The sequence below is a fragment of the uncultured Serinicoccus sp. genome, assembly GCF_947487915.1.
Classification (GTDB): domain Bacteria; phylum Actinomycetota; class Actinomycetes; order Actinomycetales; family Dermatophilaceae; genus Ornithinicoccus.
In genome coordinates, this window is record NZ_CANKYH010000012.1 from 26565 (window position 1) to 42817 (window position 16253).

General features: G+C 73.3%; 18 protein-coding genes. 6 read left to right on the forward strand and 12 right to left on the reverse strand.

Going from position 1 to position 16253, the window contains the following annotated elements:
- Positions 1–4: 4 nt before the first annotated feature.
- Genes Q0795_RS15280 through Q0795_RS15290 form a run of 3 tightly spaced genes read right to left on the reverse strand, consistent with a single transcriptional unit; the run spans position 5 to position 2333 of the window.
- Positions 5–709: a response regulator transcription factor gene (locus tag Q0795_RS15280; RefSeq protein ID WP_298891074.1), complete on the reverse strand. Its 705-nt coding sequence runs from the start codon at positions 707–709 to the stop codon at positions 5–7.
- A gap of 43 nt (positions 710–752) precedes the next feature.
- Positions 753–1571 carry an enoyl-CoA hydratase-related protein gene (locus tag Q0795_RS15285; RefSeq protein ID WP_298891076.1) on the reverse strand — a complete coding sequence of 273 codons (819 nt, stop codon included), beginning with the start codon at positions 1569–1571 and terminating at the stop codon, positions 753–755.
- A 9-nt stretch (positions 1572–1580) separates the two neighbouring features.
- Complete coding sequence (locus Q0795_RS15290; protein ID WP_298891078.1) at positions 1581–2333, reverse strand: biotin--[acetyl-CoA-carboxylase] ligase; 753 nt, start codon at positions 2331–2333, stop codon at positions 1581–1583.
- A gap of 22 nt (positions 2334–2355) precedes the next feature.
- Here Q0795_RS15290 and Q0795_RS15295 point away from each other — a divergent pair, with 22 nt between their 5' ends.
- Both Q0795_RS15295 and Q0795_RS15300 read left to right on the forward strand, forming a co-directional pair.
- Positions 2356–3975, forward strand: coding sequence for an acyl-CoA carboxylase subunit beta (locus tag Q0795_RS15295; protein ID WP_298891081.1), 1620 nt, complete (start codon positions 2356–2358; stop codon positions 3973–3975).
- Entirely contained in the window at positions 3972–4223 is a 252-nt protein-coding gene (locus Q0795_RS15300; RefSeq protein WP_298891083.1) for an acyl-CoA carboxylase subunit epsilon, read from the forward strand. Before Q0795_RS15295 ends, Q0795_RS15300 begins: the two co-directional genes overlap by 4 nt.
- On the opposite strand, the gene Q0795_RS15305 is transcribed toward Q0795_RS15300, so the two are convergent.
- From Q0795_RS15305 to Q0795_RS15320, 4 genes are all read right to left on the reverse strand, one after another.
- Positions 4220–4885, reverse strand: a complete 666-nt coding sequence (locus Q0795_RS15305) for an MOSC domain-containing protein (RefSeq protein ID WP_298891085.1) — start codon at positions 4883–4885, stop codon at positions 4220–4222. The two genes, Q0795_RS15300 and Q0795_RS15305, sit on opposite strands and share 4 nt — an antisense overlap.
- Positions 4882–6351, reverse strand: a complete 1470-nt coding sequence (locus tag Q0795_RS15310; RefSeq protein WP_298891087.1) for a sodium/glutamate symporter — start codon at positions 6349–6351, stop codon at positions 4882–4884. The genes Q0795_RS15305 and Q0795_RS15310 overlap by 4 nt, the downstream gene beginning before the upstream one ends.
- A 75-nt stretch (positions 6352–6426) precedes the next feature.
- Complete coding sequence (locus Q0795_RS15315) at positions 6427–7236, reverse strand: methyltransferase domain-containing protein (RefSeq protein ID WP_298891089.1); 810 nt, start codon at positions 7234–7236, stop codon at positions 6427–6429.
- Entirely contained in the window at positions 7226–8263 is a 1038-nt protein-coding gene (locus Q0795_RS15320; RefSeq protein WP_298891092.1) for a hypothetical protein, read from the reverse strand. The genes Q0795_RS15315 and Q0795_RS15320 overlap by 11 nt, the downstream gene beginning before the upstream one ends.
- Positions 8264–8317: 54 nt before the next feature.
- Between Q0795_RS15320 and Q0795_RS15325 the strand changes: the two genes are divergently transcribed.
- The 3 genes from Q0795_RS15325 (at position 8318) to Q0795_RS15335 (ending at position 11683) form a co-directional block, all read left to right on the forward strand.
- Positions 8318–10003, forward strand: coding sequence for a DUF885 domain-containing protein (locus tag Q0795_RS15325; protein ID WP_298891093.1), 1686 nt, complete (start codon positions 8318–8320; stop codon positions 10001–10003).
- Positions 10000–10641: a GNAT family N-acetyltransferase gene (locus tag Q0795_RS15330; protein WP_298891095.1), complete on the forward strand. Its 642-nt coding sequence runs from the start codon at positions 10000–10002 to the stop codon at positions 10639–10641. Before Q0795_RS15325 ends, Q0795_RS15330 begins: the two co-directional genes overlap by 4 nt.
- A gap of 400 nt (positions 10642–11041) precedes the next feature.
- Entirely contained in the window at positions 11042–11683 is a 642-nt protein-coding gene (locus Q0795_RS15335; RefSeq protein WP_298891097.1) for a nucleoside triphosphate pyrophosphatase, read from the forward strand.
- Positions 11684–11768: 85 nt separating this feature from the next.
- Here Q0795_RS15335 and paaE read toward each other — a convergent pair whose 3' ends face one another.
- From paaE to paaA, 5 genes are all read right to left on the reverse strand, one after another.
- Positions 11769–12896, reverse strand: coding sequence for a 1,2-phenylacetyl-CoA epoxidase subunit PaaE (paaE, locus tag Q0795_RS15340; protein WP_298891099.1), 1128 nt, complete (start codon positions 12894–12896; stop codon positions 11769–11771).
- 67 nt (positions 12897–12963) lie between these two features.
- On the reverse strand, positions 12964–13494 hold the full coding sequence (paaD, locus tag Q0795_RS15345; protein ID WP_298891101.1) for a 1,2-phenylacetyl-CoA epoxidase subunit PaaD: 531 nt from the start codon (positions 13492–13494) through the stop codon (positions 12964–12966).
- On the reverse strand, positions 13491–14255 hold the full coding sequence (gene paaC, locus Q0795_RS15350) for a 1,2-phenylacetyl-CoA epoxidase subunit PaaC (protein ID WP_298891103.1): 765 nt from the start codon (positions 14253–14255) through the stop codon (positions 13491–13493). Before paaC ends, paaD begins: the two co-directional genes overlap by 4 nt.
- Positions 14252–14539 carry a 1,2-phenylacetyl-CoA epoxidase subunit PaaB gene (gene paaB / locus Q0795_RS15355; protein WP_058891712.1) on the reverse strand — a complete coding sequence of 96 codons (288 nt, stop codon included), beginning with the start codon at positions 14537–14539 and terminating at the stop codon, positions 14252–14254. The genes paaC and paaB overlap by 4 nt, the downstream gene beginning before the upstream one ends.
- Entirely contained in the window at positions 14536–15585 is a 1050-nt protein-coding gene (gene paaA, locus Q0795_RS15360) for a 1,2-phenylacetyl-CoA epoxidase subunit PaaA (protein ID WP_298891110.1), read from the reverse strand. The genes paaB and paaA overlap by 4 nt, the downstream gene beginning before the upstream one ends.
- A 96-nt stretch (positions 15586–15681) precedes the next feature.
- Between paaA and Q0795_RS15365 the strand changes: the two genes are divergently transcribed.
- Positions 15682–16248 carry a GNAT family N-acetyltransferase gene (locus Q0795_RS15365; protein WP_298891112.1) on the forward strand — a complete coding sequence of 189 codons (567 nt, stop codon included), beginning with the start codon at positions 15682–15684 and terminating at the stop codon, positions 16246–16248.
- Positions 16249–16253: the final 5 nt, after the last annotated feature.

A 16253-nucleotide genomic window follows, 5' to 3' on the forward strand; every position in this document is an offset into this window, starting at 1 on the left:
GCGCTCAGTCCACGGAGTCGGCGTCGGCGCCGTCGGGGTCGTTCTGGAAGCGGAAGCCCACGCCGCGGACCGTGACGATGTGCCGCGGGTCGTGGGCGTCGTCACCGATCTTGCGGCGCAGCACGGAGACGTGCATGTCGAGGGTCTTGGTCGACCCGAACCAGGTGTCCCACACCTCGCGCATGAGCACCTCGCGCGACACCACCCGGCCCTCCTCGCGCATGAGGACCCGCAGCAGGTCGAACTCCTTGGTGGTGAGGCGGACCTCGCGGTCGTGGAGGAAGACCCGGCGGGCCTCGATGTCCATCCGCAGCGCCGTGCCCCCGGGCGTCTGGCTCGAGGTGGGCCCCCGGCGCAGGAGCGCCCGCACCCGGGCGAGGAGCTCCCCGAGGCGGAACGGCTTGGTGACGTAGTCGTCGGCGCCGGCGTCCAGGCCGACGACGGTGTCCACCTCCTCGCTGCGGGCGGTGAGCATGAGGACCGGCATCCGCACCCCGGAGTCGCGCAGGGAACGACATACCTCGACCCCGTCGAGCTGCGGCAGCCCGAGGTCGAGCACGAGGAGGTCGTGCGCGACGTCCCCGGTCGCCTCGGCCAGCGCCGAGCGGCCGTTGGCAGCGACCGTCACCTCATAGCCCTCGCGCCGCAGCGCTCGGGCGAGTGGCTCCGAGATCGTCGGGTCGTCCTCGGCGAGCAGCACCCTGGTCACGTCGTCTCCCTCCGCGTGGCTGCCTGACAGTATGCGCGTTCGGTCACCGTCCGGGCCACTGCGGCCTGCGCTTCTCGGCGAAGGCGGCCACGCCCTCGGCCCGGTCGCGGCTGAAGGCGGTGGCCCGCCAGGCACCGTCCTCGATCTCCAGGCCGGCGGCCAGGTCGGTCCCCATCCCCATCCGCATGGCCCGCTTGGCGTTGCGCACCGCGACCGGGGAGTTGGCCGCGATGGTCGCCGCCAGCTCCAGGGCCCGGCCCCGCGCGGACCCGGCCTCGGCCAGCTCGTCGACGACCCCCAGGTCGTGAGCCTCCTGGGCGCCCAGCCGGCGCCCGGTGAAGATCATCGAGGCCGCGCGCGACCACCCCACCCGACGGGTGAGCAGCTGCGTGCCACCGCCGCCGGGGATGACGCCCACCCCGACCTCCGGCAGCGCCAGGGTCGCCCCCGTCCCGGCGACGAGGAGGTCGCAGGAGAGCGCGAGCTCCAGCCCGCCGCCCAGCGCGTAGCCCTCCACCGCGGCCACGGCCGGCACCGGCAGGTCGAGGACGCCGCGGTAGGCGAGCTTGGACACGAGGCGGTGGTCCATCATCTGCGCGTCGGTGAAGCCGTTGCGCTCCTTGAGGTCGGCGCCCACGCAGAAGGCCCGGTCGTGGGCGCTGGTGAGCACCACGGCTCGCACGGTCGGGTCGGCGGCGAGGGCGGCAGTCGTCGCGGTGATCTCCTGGGCGAACGCCGTGGAGATGGCGTTCATGGCCTCCGGGCGGTCCAGCGTCAGCTCGACCACCGACCCGGGCTCTCCTCCCCCCTCCTCGCCCGCGGACGGGTGTCTGGTCACCTGCAGCATCGTCGGTGCGTCCATGCGGTGAGGCTACTGGTCGCGCAGGTGCTCGACGTCCCCGGCGTGGTGCACCCCGACCGCGCCGTCCCGCTCGCGCACCAGCAGCGCCCCACCCTCGTCCAGCCCGACCGCCTCCCCACGCACCGTGGCCCCGTCCGGCCGGTGCACGACGACGGCACGCCCGAGGGTCGCGCACCGGGCGAGGTATGCCGTGCGCACGGGCCCCGTCTCGCCGCGGGCGAGGGGCGTGTGCAGGTCGCGCAGCCGGCGCAGGTAGTCCTGGAGGAAGTCCTCCCGCGCACCCTCCGGGAGCGGGGCCCCACCCCGGGCCAGGCGCCACGAGGTGGCCGTCGGCACCGGCAGCTGGTCAGGGTCGTGGTCGACGTTGACGCCGACGCCCACGACGAGCGCCCCGGTGTCCGCCACCTGCACCAGCACCCCGCAGAGCTTGCCCGGGGCCGGCCCGTCCTCGAGGAGCACGTCGTTGGGCCACTTGAGCACGGCGCGCACCGGCCAGCGGCCGGCCTCCAGCGCGTCCACCACCGCCACGCCGGTCGCCAGCGGCAGCCAGCCCACCACCGGTGCCGGGACGGGCGGCAGGACGGCGCTGACCGCCAGGCACGTCCCGGGCGGCGAGGACCAGGCGCGGCCGCGACGGCCCTGCCCCGCGCTCTGGTGGTCGGCGACGACCACGCGACCGGGGCGTGGGTCGGCGAGGGCGTCGACGTTGGTCGAGCCGAGGCTCTCGTGGTGCTCCGGCGTGGCCCAGCACAGTCGGGTCATGGTCCAAGGCTAAGTTGGGGGCATGACCGACCAGCTCAGCGCCGACAGCCAGGACGCCGAGGGACCGGACCTGCGCACGACCGCCGGGCGGCTCGAGGACTACCGCGCACGGGTGGACCACGCCGTCCACGCCGGGTCCGAGAAGGCCGTCGAGAAGCAGCACGCCAAGGGCAAGCTCACCGCCCGGGAGCGCATCGAGGCGCTGCTGGACGAGGGCAGCTTCACCGAGCTCGACGCGCTGGCGCGGCACCGCTCGACCGCCTTCGGGCAGGAGCGCAACCGTCCCTACGGCGATGGCGTGGTCACCGGTTACGGCACCGTCGACGGTCGACCGGTCGCCGTGTTCGCCCAGGACTTCACCGTCTTCGGCGGCTCCCTCGGCGAGGTCTACGGCGAGAAGATCGTCAAGGTCATGGACCTCGCGATGAAGATCGGCTGCCCGGTCGTCGGCATCAACGACTCCGGCGGCGCGCGGATCCAGGAGGGCGTGGTCGCCCTGGGTCTCTACGCCGAAATCTTCAAGCGCAACGTGCACGCCTCCGGGGTCATCCCGCAGATCTCCCTGGTCATGGGACCCTGCGCCGGCGGGGCCGTCTACTCCCCCGCCATCACCGACTTCGTCGTCATGGTGGACCAGACCTCGCACATGTTCATCACCGGCCCGGACGTCATCAAGACCGTCACCGGCGAGGACGTCACCTTCGAGGAGCTGGGCGGGGCGCGCACCCACAACTCCACCAGCGGCGTGGCCCACTACCTGGCCAGCGACGAGGACGACGCCTTCGGCTACGTCAAGGAGCTGGTGGGCTACCTGCCGCAGAACAACCTCGAGGACCCCCCGGTCTACGACGAGGAGCCCGACGAGGAGGTCGGTGAGGCCGACGCCGAGCTCGACGTGCTCATCCCCGACTCCCCCGGCGTGCCCTACGACATCACCGAGGCCGTCCGCGCCGTCCTGGACGACGGCGACTTCCTCCAGGTGCAGGAGCTGTTCGCGCCCAACATCGTCGTGGGGTTCGGACGGGTCGAGGGCCGCTCGGTCGGCGTCGTCGCCAACCAGCCGATGCAGCTGGCCGGCACCCTGGACATCGACGCCTCGGAGAAGGCCGCCCGCTTCGTGCGCACCTGCGACGCCTTCAACATCCCCATCCTCACCTTCGTCGACGTGCCCGGGTTCCTGCCGGGCACCGACCAGGAGTTCGGGGGCATCATCCGCCGCGGCGCCAAGCTGCTCTACGCCTACGCCGAGGCGACCGTCCCGCTGGTCACGGTCATCACCCGCAAGGCCTACGGCGGCGCCTACGACGTCATGGGGTCCAAGCACCTCGGCGCCGACATCAACCTGGCCTGGCCCACCGCCCAGATCGCCGTCATGGGCGCCCAGGGCGCCGCCAACATCCTCTACCGTCGCGAGCTCGCCCAGGTGCAGTCCGAGGGCGGTGACGTGGAGGCCGAGCGGGCCCGCCGCATACGGGAGTACGAGGACACCCTGGCCAACCCCTACGTCGCGGCCGAGCGCGGCTACGTCGATGCGGTCATCGAGCCGTCGCACACCCGCCTCGAGGTGTCCCGCGCCCTGCGCCACCTGCGCACCAAGCGGTCCAACCGGGCACCGCGCAAGCACGGGAACATCCCGCTGTGAGCGACACGCCGGGAACCCCGGAGGCGCAGCAGCCCGCGCTGGTGCGCGTGGTGCGCGGTGCCCCCACGCCGGCCCAGCTCGCCGCGCTCACCGTGGTCCTGAGCGCCGCCGCCGGAGGCAGCAGCAACGACACGACGCCGGACCGCCCCGGTGCCCCCCGCACCCTGTGGACGGCGCGCGCGAGGTTCGCCCGGCCCCGCCCCTCGGTCGGGCCGGACGGGTGGCGCGCCTCGGCCCTGCCCCGCTAGCCGGACGCCCGGGACTCCACCCGCCGGGCGAGGGCGTCGTGGTACCTCGCCGGCAGGACTCCCGCGGCGACCACCTGCCGGGCCGCGAGGAGGTCCCCCATCGCCGCGGCGAAGGCGGTGCGCATGCTCACCCCGTGCTCCGGAGGGGCACCGAGCCGGAGGGGGTCCCCGGGCGAGATCCGCCCCGGGGCGAGCACCCGGAGGTAGGCCCCGCACGCGCCGCGCTCGGTGAACCGACGGACCCAGCCCTGCTCACCCAGGTGCCGCGCGAAGGTGGCGCACGGCTGCCGCGGCAGCGACACCTGGAGCGTCGCCGAGCCCACGTGCAGGTGCTGTCCGAGCTCCAGGCCGTCCAGGTCGATCCCCGACGTGGTGAGGTTCTCGCCGAAGGTGCCGTCCCGCAGCTCCCGTCCGAGCTCGCCCTCCCACCAGTCGAGCTCCTCGCGCGCCACGGCATACACGGCCTTGTCGTCGCCGCCGTGGTGCCGGGCGTCGCCGACGTGGTCCCCCACGGCCCCGGACCCGTCCCCGAACCGGGGACCGGGCGCCAGGACGTCGATCCCGCCCACCGGGTGCTTGTCGATGCCGGTGGTGCGCGGCGTGCCGGGGTCGGGCTTGGGCCGGGCGAGGTTGGTGGAGCGGACGCGGGCCGCCGCGGTCATGTGGTGACGGCGTCCACGCCGTCGGCGCCCTTCTCCTGCAGCTCGCGTCGTTCGGCGTCGGCCCGGGGCCGGAAGTAGAACCACCCGGTCCCGAGGGCGACCAGGAACAGCACGAGCATCACCGAGAACAGCGGCCACGGCCCGGTGAGGGCGATGATGGGCACGGCGAGCGCCGTGACGAGCCCCCCGCCGAAGAACGGCTCGAAGACCAGCTGCTTGTAGCCGAACGCCTCGAAGGCCGGGCTCTCCGCGTCCGGGTCGGTGATCCGCATGAGGATCAGCCCGGTGGCGGTGACGCCCATGGACTGGCCGAAGTCGCCGATGCCCCGCTCGAACCAGTAGCGGCCGATGATCCGCGGGGCGAACCACAGGAACAACCCGACGTTGAGCGCGATGCCGGCCACCGCCAGCAGCAGGAACGAGCCGATGTTGGAGCCGATCGCCTCCAGCGAGAGCGTGCCGATCGCGGCCACGATGAGGAAGTCGAGGGCCCAGCCCTGGATGCGGAGCATGATCTGGTGGTCGATGAGGTGGTCCACGCCGAGCGCCGCCGCCATGGCCTGGATGGCCACGCCGCCGAGCAGCGCCAGCGGGAAGAGGGGGACGAAGGCGAAGATCTCCAGCGGCGTGTCGCCGTTGATGAGCACGCTGGAGTAGGTCTGCGACTCCACCCACCGCAGCGCCTCGAGGAAGAGCCACCCGATGAGGATCGCCACCGCCACCAGCGCCATGTGCAGCGACAGCGGCTCGACCGAGGAGGGGCGGCTGGTCATGGTGCCGGCCGGGTAGTACTCGTCCTTGCGGAACAGCCCCTTCTGCTCCTCGACCGAGGCCTGGACGTCGCCCTTGAGGATCTCGGTGCGCCCGGTCCGGACCCCCCAGTTGATGAGGGCGATGCCGATGACGACACCGGCGACGATGCCGACGGTGGCCAGACCGACCGCGAGGTCGGCACCCTCGCCGTAGCCGAGGTCCTCCAGGACGGGACGCATCCCCGCCGCGGTGCCGTGGCCACCCTCGAAGCCCATCTCGATGAGGGCCCCGACCATCGGCTCCGCGGCCAGCAGCGGCACCAGGATCAGCGCGGCGAGGAGCAGGCCGACGACGTACTGGCCGGACCCCATCGCGACGCCGAGGGCCAGCTGCGGGCCGACCAGCTTGCCGGCGCGCCGCGGGGTGGGTAGGTCCTGGCCGAGGAACATCGTGGCGAAGACCACGCTGATGAGCAGGCCCGGCAGGGCGGTCCACACGTCGAGCATCGGCTGGGTGAAGAGCCCGTTCTCGCCGACCGGACCACCGACCCGGCCCAGCACCTGCGGGCCGACGAGCAGGATGAGGAAGCCCCCGATGATCGAGCTGGGCAGGAAGAGCTTCTGCACCCATCCCACCTTCACCCTCACCACCTTGCCGAGGAGCAGGAAGAGCCCCAGCACGATGAGCGCGAATCCGATCTGGTCTGCGGACATGGCCGCCCTCCCTCAGTCTGATGGTGCGGTCACCCTGGCACAGGTCGTCCGCCACCGCCAGCGACCGGCCGAGGGTCAGTCAGAAGAGTCCCTGCGGGTGGCGACCGCGAAGACCCGCCGGAAGGGCAGCACCACCCCCGCGTCGGTGCGGGGGTATGCCTCCCGCAGCGCCGCGCGGAGCTCGTCGGCGAAGTCCTGGCGCAGGTCCGGCGGCAGGGCCTGCAGCGTGGGGCGGGCCCCGGTGGCGCTGACCCACGTGAACACGGGGTCGGAGTCCTCGCCGGCGGGGTCGAGGACGTGCAGATAGGTGGTCTCCCAGGCATCCACCTCGCACCCCGCGGCGGACAGGACCCGCAGGTAGTCGGCCGGGTCGTGGGCGGCCGGGCCGGCGACCCCGGCGAGGTGCGCGGCATACCGCGGCTGCTCCGCGATCTCGCGACGCCGGGTGTGGCTGGGCTCCCCGAAGTTGCCGGGCACCGTCATCGCGAGGACCCCGCCGGGGCGCAGGCGGCCGACCAGGTCCGGCAGCAGGGCCAGGTGCCCGGGGACCCACTGCAGGGTGGCGGTGGTGACCAGCAGGTCGACCTCCCCCGCGCCGCCGCCCCCGCGTGCCCAGTCGACGAGGTCGCCCACCTCCGCCCGGACCGTTCCACCCCCGGCCGACCCCTGGGCGGCGGCCACCATCTCGGGTGAGGAGTCCAGGCCGAGCACCTGGGCGCCCGGCCACCGGTCGGCCAGCCAGCGCAGGCCGTGCCCTGGACCGCACCCCAGGTCGACGACGCAGCGCGGCTCCAGCTCGGGCACCCGGGCCATGAGCTCGACGAACGGGCGGTCCCGCTCGGTGGCGTACCGCGCGTAGTGGTCAGGGTCCCAGCTAGCGTCCATGGTGCCCCTCCTCGCTGTGGCTGTCGCTGCGCTCCTGCGCCCGCAGCGCCCGGTAGACCGCCCGCACCCCGACCGCCCGCTCCAGCTCGTCGGTGACGACCGAGAAGAACTGGTGCCGGTAGGTGTCGTCGGTGACTGCGCTCACGATGAAGTAGAGCCCGGAGAACGAGGCGAGGAACAAGGAGACCTTGACCAGCTCGACCGAGACGCTGCCGAGGTAGGGCACGTGGCGGGTCTGATCCAGACCGGTCCAGTTCAGCTGGGTCTGCTGCTGCATGATGATCGACCCGAAGACGAGCAGGAAGACGAAGACGGCCCCGATGAGGGCCACGACCTGCACCAGCTGGATGAGCAGCAGGGCGATGATGAGGTTCCACCGCTCGAAGCCGGTGACGCGGGCGTAGGACGCCGTGTCCACCCCCGGGTCGGCGGCGAGCCGGGCCTGGGTGGCCTGCATGGGCGTGCCACGGCAGGCGCGCTCGAGGAAGGCCTCGTCGACGGCGTCGTCGGCCCGGTCGACCTCCTCCGGCAGCCGGATCAGCTGGAACACGACGCCGACGCCCAGCAGGAGCAGGACCACCAGCCAGTGCGTGGCGAACGGCAGGCTCGCGCTCATCTCCCACGCCTCGGCGTTGATGAAGAGGAAGGCCACGAAGAGCAGCAGCAGCGGCAGCGCCCGCATCGCGGTGCCGACCAGGAGCGGGACGCTCGTGACCGTGCGGCGCAGCGCGAAGGTGAGGATGGGGCGCGCGTGCAGGGCGGTCGAGGCATACCCGAGGACCGCCACGACGAGCAGCGTCAGCCACACCGCCGGCGCCGCGCTGACCTGCTGCGAGACCCACCCGAGGGTCCCGCCGAGCGCGGCGGTCACGACGACCACGAACAGGCCCACGGGCACCAGGTGGCGGGGGCGAAGGGCGGCCCGGGCCGCCGCCCGCTCGGCCGGCACGAAGTAGGACAGGCCGTGCGCGAGGAACCAGCGCTCGGTCTCGCGACGGGGGTCGGCGGGGCGGGGTCGGCGGGGCACGAGCACAGGGTATGCGCGGGGTGACCGCCCGCCGGTGCGCGGTAGGTTGCGGGGGTGAGAACGCAGAGCCGCACCGCCACCGACATCGACCGCATCGCCGAGGCGCACCTGGACGCCACGGTGGCGCTCAGCCCGCTCGAGGCGACCTACCTGGGCGTGCCCGGGCGGGACGCCGAGATCGACGACCTGTCGCTGGACGGGGTGCGGGCCCAGCGGGAGCAGGCCGCCGCGACCCTGGCCGCCCTGGAGGGCGCCCGGCCGGTCGACGACACCGACCGGGTCACCGTGGCCGCGCTGCGCGAGCGGCTCGGCCTGGAGGTCGAGCTCGCGGACCTCGTCCTGTCCGGGCGGGCCCCGGTGGAGCTCAACGTCATCGCCTCGGCGCCGCAGGCGGTGCGCGACATCTTCGACCTCATGCCCAAGGACACCGAGCAGGACTGGAGCACCGTCGTCGCCCGGCTGCGGGCCGTCCCGCCGGCGCTGCAGCAGTTCGTCTCCGCCCTCGCCTGGTCCGCCGGGCAGGGCCAGGTGCCGCCGGTGCGGCAGGTGCGCGCCGTCGCCGCGCAGTGCCGCGACCAGGCCGGTGACACCGCGAGCAGCTTCGACGCCCTCGCCGGTGAGGCGACGGACCAGCCCGAGTCCCTGCGCACCGAGCTCGCGGAGGCGGTGACCGGGGCCAAGGCGGCCTTCGGCGAGCTCGCGGCATACCTCGCCGGGGAGCTGGAGCCGCAGGCGCCGGAGTCGGACGCGTGCGGGCAGGAGCGCTACCGGCTGCACTCGCGCAGCTTCCTCGGGGCCGACATCGACCTCGAGGAGACCTACCGCTGGGGCCAGGAGGAGCTCGCCCGGATCACCCGGCTCATGGAGGAGACGGCCGAGCAGGTCCGGCCGGGCGCGAGCGTCGAGGAGGCTGTCGCGATCCTGGACGCCGACCCGGCCTACGCCCTCGAGGGCACCGACGCGCTGCGCGGGTGGATGCAGGTCACGGCGGACGAGGCGGTGCGGGAGCTGGCCGGCACGCAGTTCGACGTGCCGGAGCCGGTGCGGCGCATCGAGTGCATGATCGCGCCCAGCCAGACCGGGGGGATCTACTACACCGGACCCAGCGAGGACTTCAGCCGTCCGGGACGGATGTGGTGGTCGGTGCCCCAGGGGGTGACCCGCTTCTCCACCTGGCGCGAGCTCACCACCGTCTACCACGAGGGGGTCCCGGGCCACCACCTCCAGATCGCGCAGACCGTCTACCGCTCCGAGCTGCTCAACCGCTGGCGCCGGCTGGCGTCCTGGACCTCGGGGCACGGGGAGGGCTGGGCCCTCTACGCCGAGTGGCTCATGGCCGACCTGGGCCACATGGACGACCCGGGCAACCGGATGGGCCTGCTCGGTGGGCAGTCGCTGCGGGCGGCCCGGGTGGTCATCGACATCGGGGTGCACTGCGGCTTCGAGGCACCGGCCGAGGTCGGGGGCGGCGAGTGGACCTACGACAAGGCGTGGCGGTTCCTCACCGCGCACGCGCCCGAGAACGAGGAGTCCCTGCGCTTCGAGCTCGACCGCTACCTCGGCTGGCCGGGGCAGGCACCGAGCTACAAGATCGGCGAGCGGCTGTGGCTGGAGCTGCGGGAGGAGTGCCGGCGCCGGGAGGGGGACGCCTTCGACCTCCAGGCCTTCCACCGGCGGGCGCTGGACATCGGTGGCGTCGGCCTGGACACCCTGCGTGCGGCGGTGCTCGGCGAGCTGTGAGCGGTCGCCCGCAGACCCCGCGGCGGACCACCCGCCGGCTCGTGCTGCGCGGGTTCGTCGAGGCCGACCGGGAGCCGTTCGCCGCGATGAACACCGACCCCGAGGTGATGCGCCACCTGCAGGGCCCGATGAGCCGCGAGCGCTCGGACGCCTTCGTCCGCCGCATCGACGCCTGCTGGTCCGAGCGCGGCTACGGGCTGTGGGCCCTGGAGCGGCGCGACACCGGCGAGTTCCTCGGCTACACCGGCCTCTGGCCCGCCGACTTCCTGCCCTCGGGGCCGGCCGTCGAGGTGGGGTGGCGCCTGGCGCGGCCGGCGTGGGGCCACGGTTTCGCCACCGAGGCGGCCACGGAGGCGCTGCGTCTCGGCTTCACCGAGCTCGGGCTGGCGGAGATCGTCTCGTTCACCCCGGCGGTCAACACCCCCTCGTTGCGGGTCATGGGCCGCATCGGGCTGCGGCGCGACCCGACGCGTGACTTCGACCACCCGAGGGTGGACGCGACGGCATACCCCGAGCTGGTGCGACACCTCGTCCACGCCCTCGACGCGCAGACGTGGAAGTCCGGCGCCGGTGGCCCCGGCGCAGTGGCGCAGGACGAGCCGGGCCCGCAGCACGAGGGGCCCTCCGGCCGGTCGTGACGACGACGGCGGTCGGTCGTGAGAACGCTGGCGGCCGGTCGTGACAACACCGGCGGCCGGTCGTGACGCCGGCTCCGTCCCGAGTCGCGACCGCGCCTCGCCGCCTCGCACCATGACACCCATAGGCCCCACGGGCCCCCCGGTGCGAGGAAACGTGCAGATGCCGGGGATATATCCCGCGCAACGGTCATCGTCTCCGCAGGACGGGGCTGCCGTGACGGATGCGGCGCGTGTGACGACAGCGGACAGCACGACGGGGCGGGGAGGATTCGCGGTCGGGAACGCGTGCAGCGAGAACGCGTCCGACCGGGGCACGGGCGGACGGCGCAGGGGCGACGGGGTGCGTGGGTCGGGGGGCGCCACCCGGAGGACGGGGTCCGCCACGGGTACGCTCTCGTCCGTGATCCCCCTCGTGCTCGCCTCCGCCTCCCCTGCCCGTCTCACCACGCTCACCCGGGCGGGCGTGTCCCCCGAGGTCATCGTGTCCGGGGTGGACGAGGACGCGGCCCTGGCCGCCGCGCAGGAGCGGCACGGGGAGCTCGACGCTTCCGACGTCGCGCTGACCCTCGCCCGGGCCAAGGCCGAGCAGGTGAGCCGCGAGCACGGTGTCGACGCCCTCGTCCTGGGGTGCGACTCGGTGCTGGAGCTGGACGGGCAGGTCTTCGGCAAGCCGCACTCCTCGCAGGTCGCGGTGGAGCGCTGGCAGACCATGCGCGGCCGGTCGGGAACGCTGCACACCGGCCACTGGCTCGTCGACGACCGCGAGGACGCGGCCGACTCCCCCGGCACCGGCGCCACGCTGGGCGCGACCGCGTCCACCGTCGTGCACTTCGCGGATCTGACCGACGCCGAGATCGCCCACTACGTCGGCACCGGCGAGCCGCTGCAGGTCGCCGGCGGGTTCACCGTCGACGGCCTCGGCGGTCCCTACGTGCGAGGCATCGAGGGCGACTACCACGCGGTGGTCGGCGTCAGCCTGCCGCTGCTGCGCGAGCTGCTGGACCAGCTGGGCGTCGCCTGGCACGAGCTGCTGGACCGCTGAGGCCCCTCCGGGGACTCACCGGAGTCGGCCCCTGGGGCCCTCGCTCCAGGCGTGGCGGTGCGACAGCACCGGCGCCGGCCCGCCCTCAGGCGTCGTAGTCGATGGTGACCTTCTCGGTCACCGGGTGCGACTGGCACATGAGGCGGTAGCCGCGCTCGACCTCGTCGGGCTCCAGGGCGTAGTTGCGGTCCATCCGGACCTCGCCGTCGACGACCTTGGCGCGGCAGGTGCCGCACACGCCGCCGGTGCAGGAGAAGGGAGCGTCCGGACGCTCCCGCAGGGTCGCCGCCAGGATGGTCTCGGCGGCACTGGCCATCGGCACGGTGGTGGTGCGCCCGTCGAGCGTGACGGTGGCGACCGCCTCGGGAGGGGCGCCTGGGTCGCGGGGCGTCGCGTCCTCGTCCGGGGTGGTGACCGGCGCACCGTCGCTGTCGACGTGGAAGATCTCGTGGTGCACGTGCTCGGGGTCCACCCCGCGACCCGCCAGCACCTCCTGCACCGTCTCCACCATCCCGAACGGCCCGCAGAGGTACCACTCGTCCACCTGGTCCTCGGGGATGAAGGTGGCCAGGAGCTGCTCGACCTTGTCGCGGTCGATGCGGCCGGTGAGCAGCTCGGCGTCCTGCGGCTCGCGGGAGAGCACGTTGAGCAGGGTGAACCGCTGCGGGAAGCGGTTCTTGAGGTCCATGAGCTCCTCCAGGAACATCACCGAGTCGGTCCGCCGGTTGCCGAAGACGAGGGTCACCCGGGAGTCCGGCTCCTCCTCCAGCGCGGTCGTGAGCAGGGAGAGCACCGGGGTGATCCCGGACCCGGCGGCGATGCCCACGTGGTGCCTGGCGGCGGTCGGCTGGGTCGGGCACACGAAGGACCCCATGGGCGTCATGACCTGCAGCGTGTCTCCGGGCTGCACCTGCTCGTTGAGCCAGCCGGACATCAGACCCCCGGGGACCGTCGCGGCGGCCACCCGGACCTCACCGGTCTCCCGGGACCGGCCGCGGGAGATGCAGCAGGAGTAGGAGCGGCGGACGTCCTGGCCCTCGATCGTGGCCCGCACCGTGAGGTGCTGACCGGGCTCGAAGGCGAACTCCTCGCGCAGGTCCTCGGGGACCGCGAAGCTCAGGGCGATCGCCTCGTCGGTCAGGCGGTCCACCCGGCTCACCGTGAGGTCGTGGAACCTCGCGCGGCGCCGCGTCGGCTGCTGGATCAGGCTCATCGGTCTCCTCGGGGTCTGGGGCGGAGCCCCAGCTGCGGGGGGACCCGGGGGCGGAGCCCCCGGGCGTCTAGATCGTCTTGAACTCGTCGAAGGGCTCCCGGCAGGTCCGGCACCGGCGCAGCGCCTTGCAGGCCGTGGACCCGAACCGGGCGACCTCCTCGGTGTCGTCGGACCCGCACTGCGGGCAGGTGACGACCCGCAGCTGGAGTCCGACGGGCACCGGCCCGGGAGGGGCGGCGTGCGCCCGCTCCCCGGTGGGTGGTGCTATCCCGAACCGACGCAACCTGGCCCTGCCCTGCTCGCTCATCCAGTCGGTCGTCCAGGCGGGCGAGAGCCGGGTCACGACCTCGACCGGTATGCCGTGGGCCCGGCCGGCCTCGACGACCGCGTCGGCCATGGCGTGCATCGCCGGGCAGCCGGAGTAGGTGGGGGTGATGGTGACCCGCATCCCCGGATGCCCGTCGACGTCAGCCGTCTCGACCCGGCGGATGACCCCCAGGTCGTCGATGGTGATGACCGGGATCTCCGGGTCGGGGACGGCGCGCATGTCCTGCTCCACCCGGGCCACGAGGTCGGGGTCCAGCACGGCGGCCCTCACCAGCTCGCACCGGGATGGCTGCGGTGGAGGTGCTGCATCTCGGCCAGCAGGTAGCCCATGACCTCGGAGTGCACACCCGCACGCCCGCCCCGGGCGTGCCAGCGAGGGGCGTCCGGCATGGCGAGCGTGGCCTGCTCCAGCACCCCGACGACGTAGGCGTTGACCGCGTCCGTCAGGCTCGAGGGCAGCACGCCGACCCTGTGCTCGGCGGCCCAGCGCGCGGCGTCGTGGTCCTCGCCCAACTCCGCGACATAGGGGTGCACCGCGACGAGAGCTGCCTGCATCCGGTCGTGGCTCTCCTGGGTGCCGTCCCCCAGGCGCAGCACCCACTGGGTCGCGTGGTCGCGGTGGTAGTCGACCTCCTTGACCGCCTTGGCGGCGACCCCCGCCAGGGTCTCGTCGGTCGAGGTGAGCACCGCGGTATACAGCTCGCGCTGGTAGGTCGAGAACCACAGGAGCCGGGCCATCTCGTGGGCGAAGTCGCCGCGCGGCTGCTCGACGAGCTGGACGTTGCGGAACTCGCGCTCGTGCCGCAGCATCGCCAGGTCGTCCTCGTCGCGGACCGGGTCCGCTCCCTCGACCTCCCCGGCGTGGGTCAGCAGGGCCCGGGCCTGGCCGACGAGGTCGAGGGCCACGTTGCCGAGGGCCATGTCCTCTTCGATCTGCGGCGCGTGCGTGAGCCACTCACCGAGGCGCTGGGCGTAGATGAGCGCGTCGTCGCCCAGCCCGAGCAGGTAGTCGACGTGGTGCTGCTCGGTCACAGGTACTCCACATCCTCCGGCACGTCGTAGAACGTGGGGTGCCGGTAGACCTTGTCCGCCGCCGGGTCGAAGAAGCTGTCGCGCTCGTCCGGGCTCGACGCGGTGATGTCCTCGGAGGCCACCACCCAGATCGAGACACCCTCCTGACGCCGGGTGTAGAGGTCGCGCGCGTTGCGCAGCGCCATCTCCCGGTCGGGGGCGTGCAGCGAACCGGCGTGCACGTGCGACAGGCCGCGCTTGGCCCGCACGAACACCTCCCACAGCGGCCAGGTTCCGGAGGTCACGCGACCGCCCCCTGCTCGTGCCGGGCGGCCTGCTTAGCGGCATACGCGTCCGCGGCCTCACGCACCCACGCGCCTTCGTCGTGGGCCTCGACCCGGGTGCGGATGCGCTGCTCGTTGCAGGGGCCGTCGCCCTTGAGGACACGCCAGAACTCGTCCCAGTCGATGGCGCCGAAGTCCCAGTGCCCGCGCTCCTCGTTCCAGGCCAGATCCGGGTCGGGCAGGGTGATCCCGAGCTTCTGGGCCTGCGGAACGGTCATGTCGACGAACTTCTGCCGCAGGTCGTCGTTGGAGAAGCGCTTGATGCCCCACGCCATGCTCTGCGCGGTGTGCCCGGTGCTCGCGTGCTCGCCGGTGTCCGGCGGGCCGAACATCTGCAGCGCCGGCCACCACCACCGGTTCGCCGCGTCCTGCGCCATGGCCTTCTGCTCCTTCGTCCCGCGGGCGAGCACCCAGAGGATCTCGAAGCCCTGGCGCTGGTGGAAGGACTCCTCCTTGCACACCCGGATCATGGCCCGCGCGTAAGGGCCGTAGGAGCAGCGGCACAGCGGCACCTGGTTCATGATCGCCGCACCGTCCACGAGCCAGCCGATCGCGCCCGCGTCCGCCCACGTCAGGGTGGGGTAGTTGAAGATCGAGGAGTACTTCTGCCGGCCCGAGTGCAGCTTGTCGAGCAGCTCGGAACGGTCCACGCCCAGGGTCTCGGCGGCGGAGTAGAGGTACAACCCGTGCCCGGCCTCGTCCTGCACCTTGGCCATGAGGATCGCCTTGCGGCGCAGCGAGGGCGCACGGGTGATCCAGTTGGCCTCCGGCTGCATACCGATGATCTCGGAGTGGGCGTGCTGGGCCATCTGGCGGATCAGCGTGGTGCGGTAGGCCTCCGGCATGGCGTCGCGCGGCTCGACCCGCTGGTCCTGCTCGATGAGACCGTCGAAGTACTCCGCGAGCGCGTCGGTGTAGTCCGGCGTCTCCGCGGCGTTGAGGGGGTGCGGGGGCGCGCCCGCCCGGGAGTCCGTGGCGCCGGGCTGGCCGAAGTCGTTGCCGTACATGGTCCCAGTGTGCCAGAGATGAGCTCCGTTGTATAACGCAACGCACGTCAAGTGACGGTGCGTCTGTAATACCGGGGCCGGTGCGAGACTGGTCGGGTGAGCCATCAGCACGAGCAGCCCCCCGCCGCCGACGCCAGCGTCCGTACCGCGCGCCCGAACGACGCCCCGGCCGTGGGCCTGGTCCAGGCCTTCGTCTGGCAGCACGAGCTCGCCGACGTGCTGGACCAGGAGGTCCTGGACGCGCTGACCGGGCCACGCTTCGCGGCCGCCTGGCGCGCGTCGCTGGAGCACCCACCGACGCCACGGCACCGTCTTCTCGTGGCCTGCGCTGGCCCGCAGGTGACGGGCTACGTCGCGGTCGGCCCGGCCGACGACGAACCCGGCCTGCCGGAGGGGACCTGCGCGCTGCTCCTGGACGGCGGCGTGCACCCGGAGGCCCGGGCCGCCGGCCACGGCTCCCGCCTGCTCAACGCGGCCGTCGACACCCTCCGCGCCGCCCACGACCAGCTCGAGGGCGTCGCGACCTGGGTGCTCGCCGAGGCCGGCACCACGCGGGGGTTCCTGCAGGCGGCCGGGTTCGAGCCGGACGGGGCCTGGCGGGACCGGGTCGTCGGTGACGACGGACGCACCGTCCGCGAGGTGCGGCTGGTCGCGTGGACGTGAGGCCC

What these genes read in the sequence shown, in the direction of transcription:
- Q0795_RS15285 (WP_298891076.1), bottom strand. Translation starts at nt 1,571, where the DNA reads ATGGACGCACCGACGATGCTGCAGGTGACCAGACACCCGTCCGCGGGC.
- Q0795_RS15290 (WP_298891078.1), bottom strand. Translation starts at nt 2,333, where the DNA reads ATGACCCGACTGTGCTGGGCCACGCCGGAGCACCACGAGAGCCTCGGC.
- Q0795_RS15315 (WP_298891089.1), bottom strand. Translation starts at nt 7,236, where the DNA reads ATGGACGCTAGCTGGGACCCTGACCACTACGCGCGGTACGCCACCGAG.
- Q0795_RS15305 (WP_298891085.1), bottom strand. Translation starts at nt 4,885, where the DNA reads ATGACCGCGGCGGCCCGCGTCCGCTCCACCAACCTCGCCCGGCCCAAG.
- paaE (WP_298891099.1), bottom strand. Translation starts at nt 12,896, where the DNA reads ATGAGCCTGATCCAGCAGCCGACGCGGCGCCGCGCGAGGTTCCACGAC.
- paaA (WP_298891110.1), bottom strand. Translation starts at nt 15,585, where the DNA reads ATGTACGGCAACGACTTCGGCCAGCCCGGCGCCACGGACTCCCGGGCG.
- Q0795_RS15295 (WP_298891081.1), top strand. Translation starts at nt 2,356, where the DNA reads ATGACCGACCAGCTCAGCGCCGACAGCCAGGACGCCGAGGGACCGGAC.
- Q0795_RS15310 (WP_298891087.1), bottom strand. Translation starts at nt 6,351, where the DNA reads ATGTCCGCAGACCAGATCGGATTCGCGCTCATCGTGCTGGGGCTCTTC.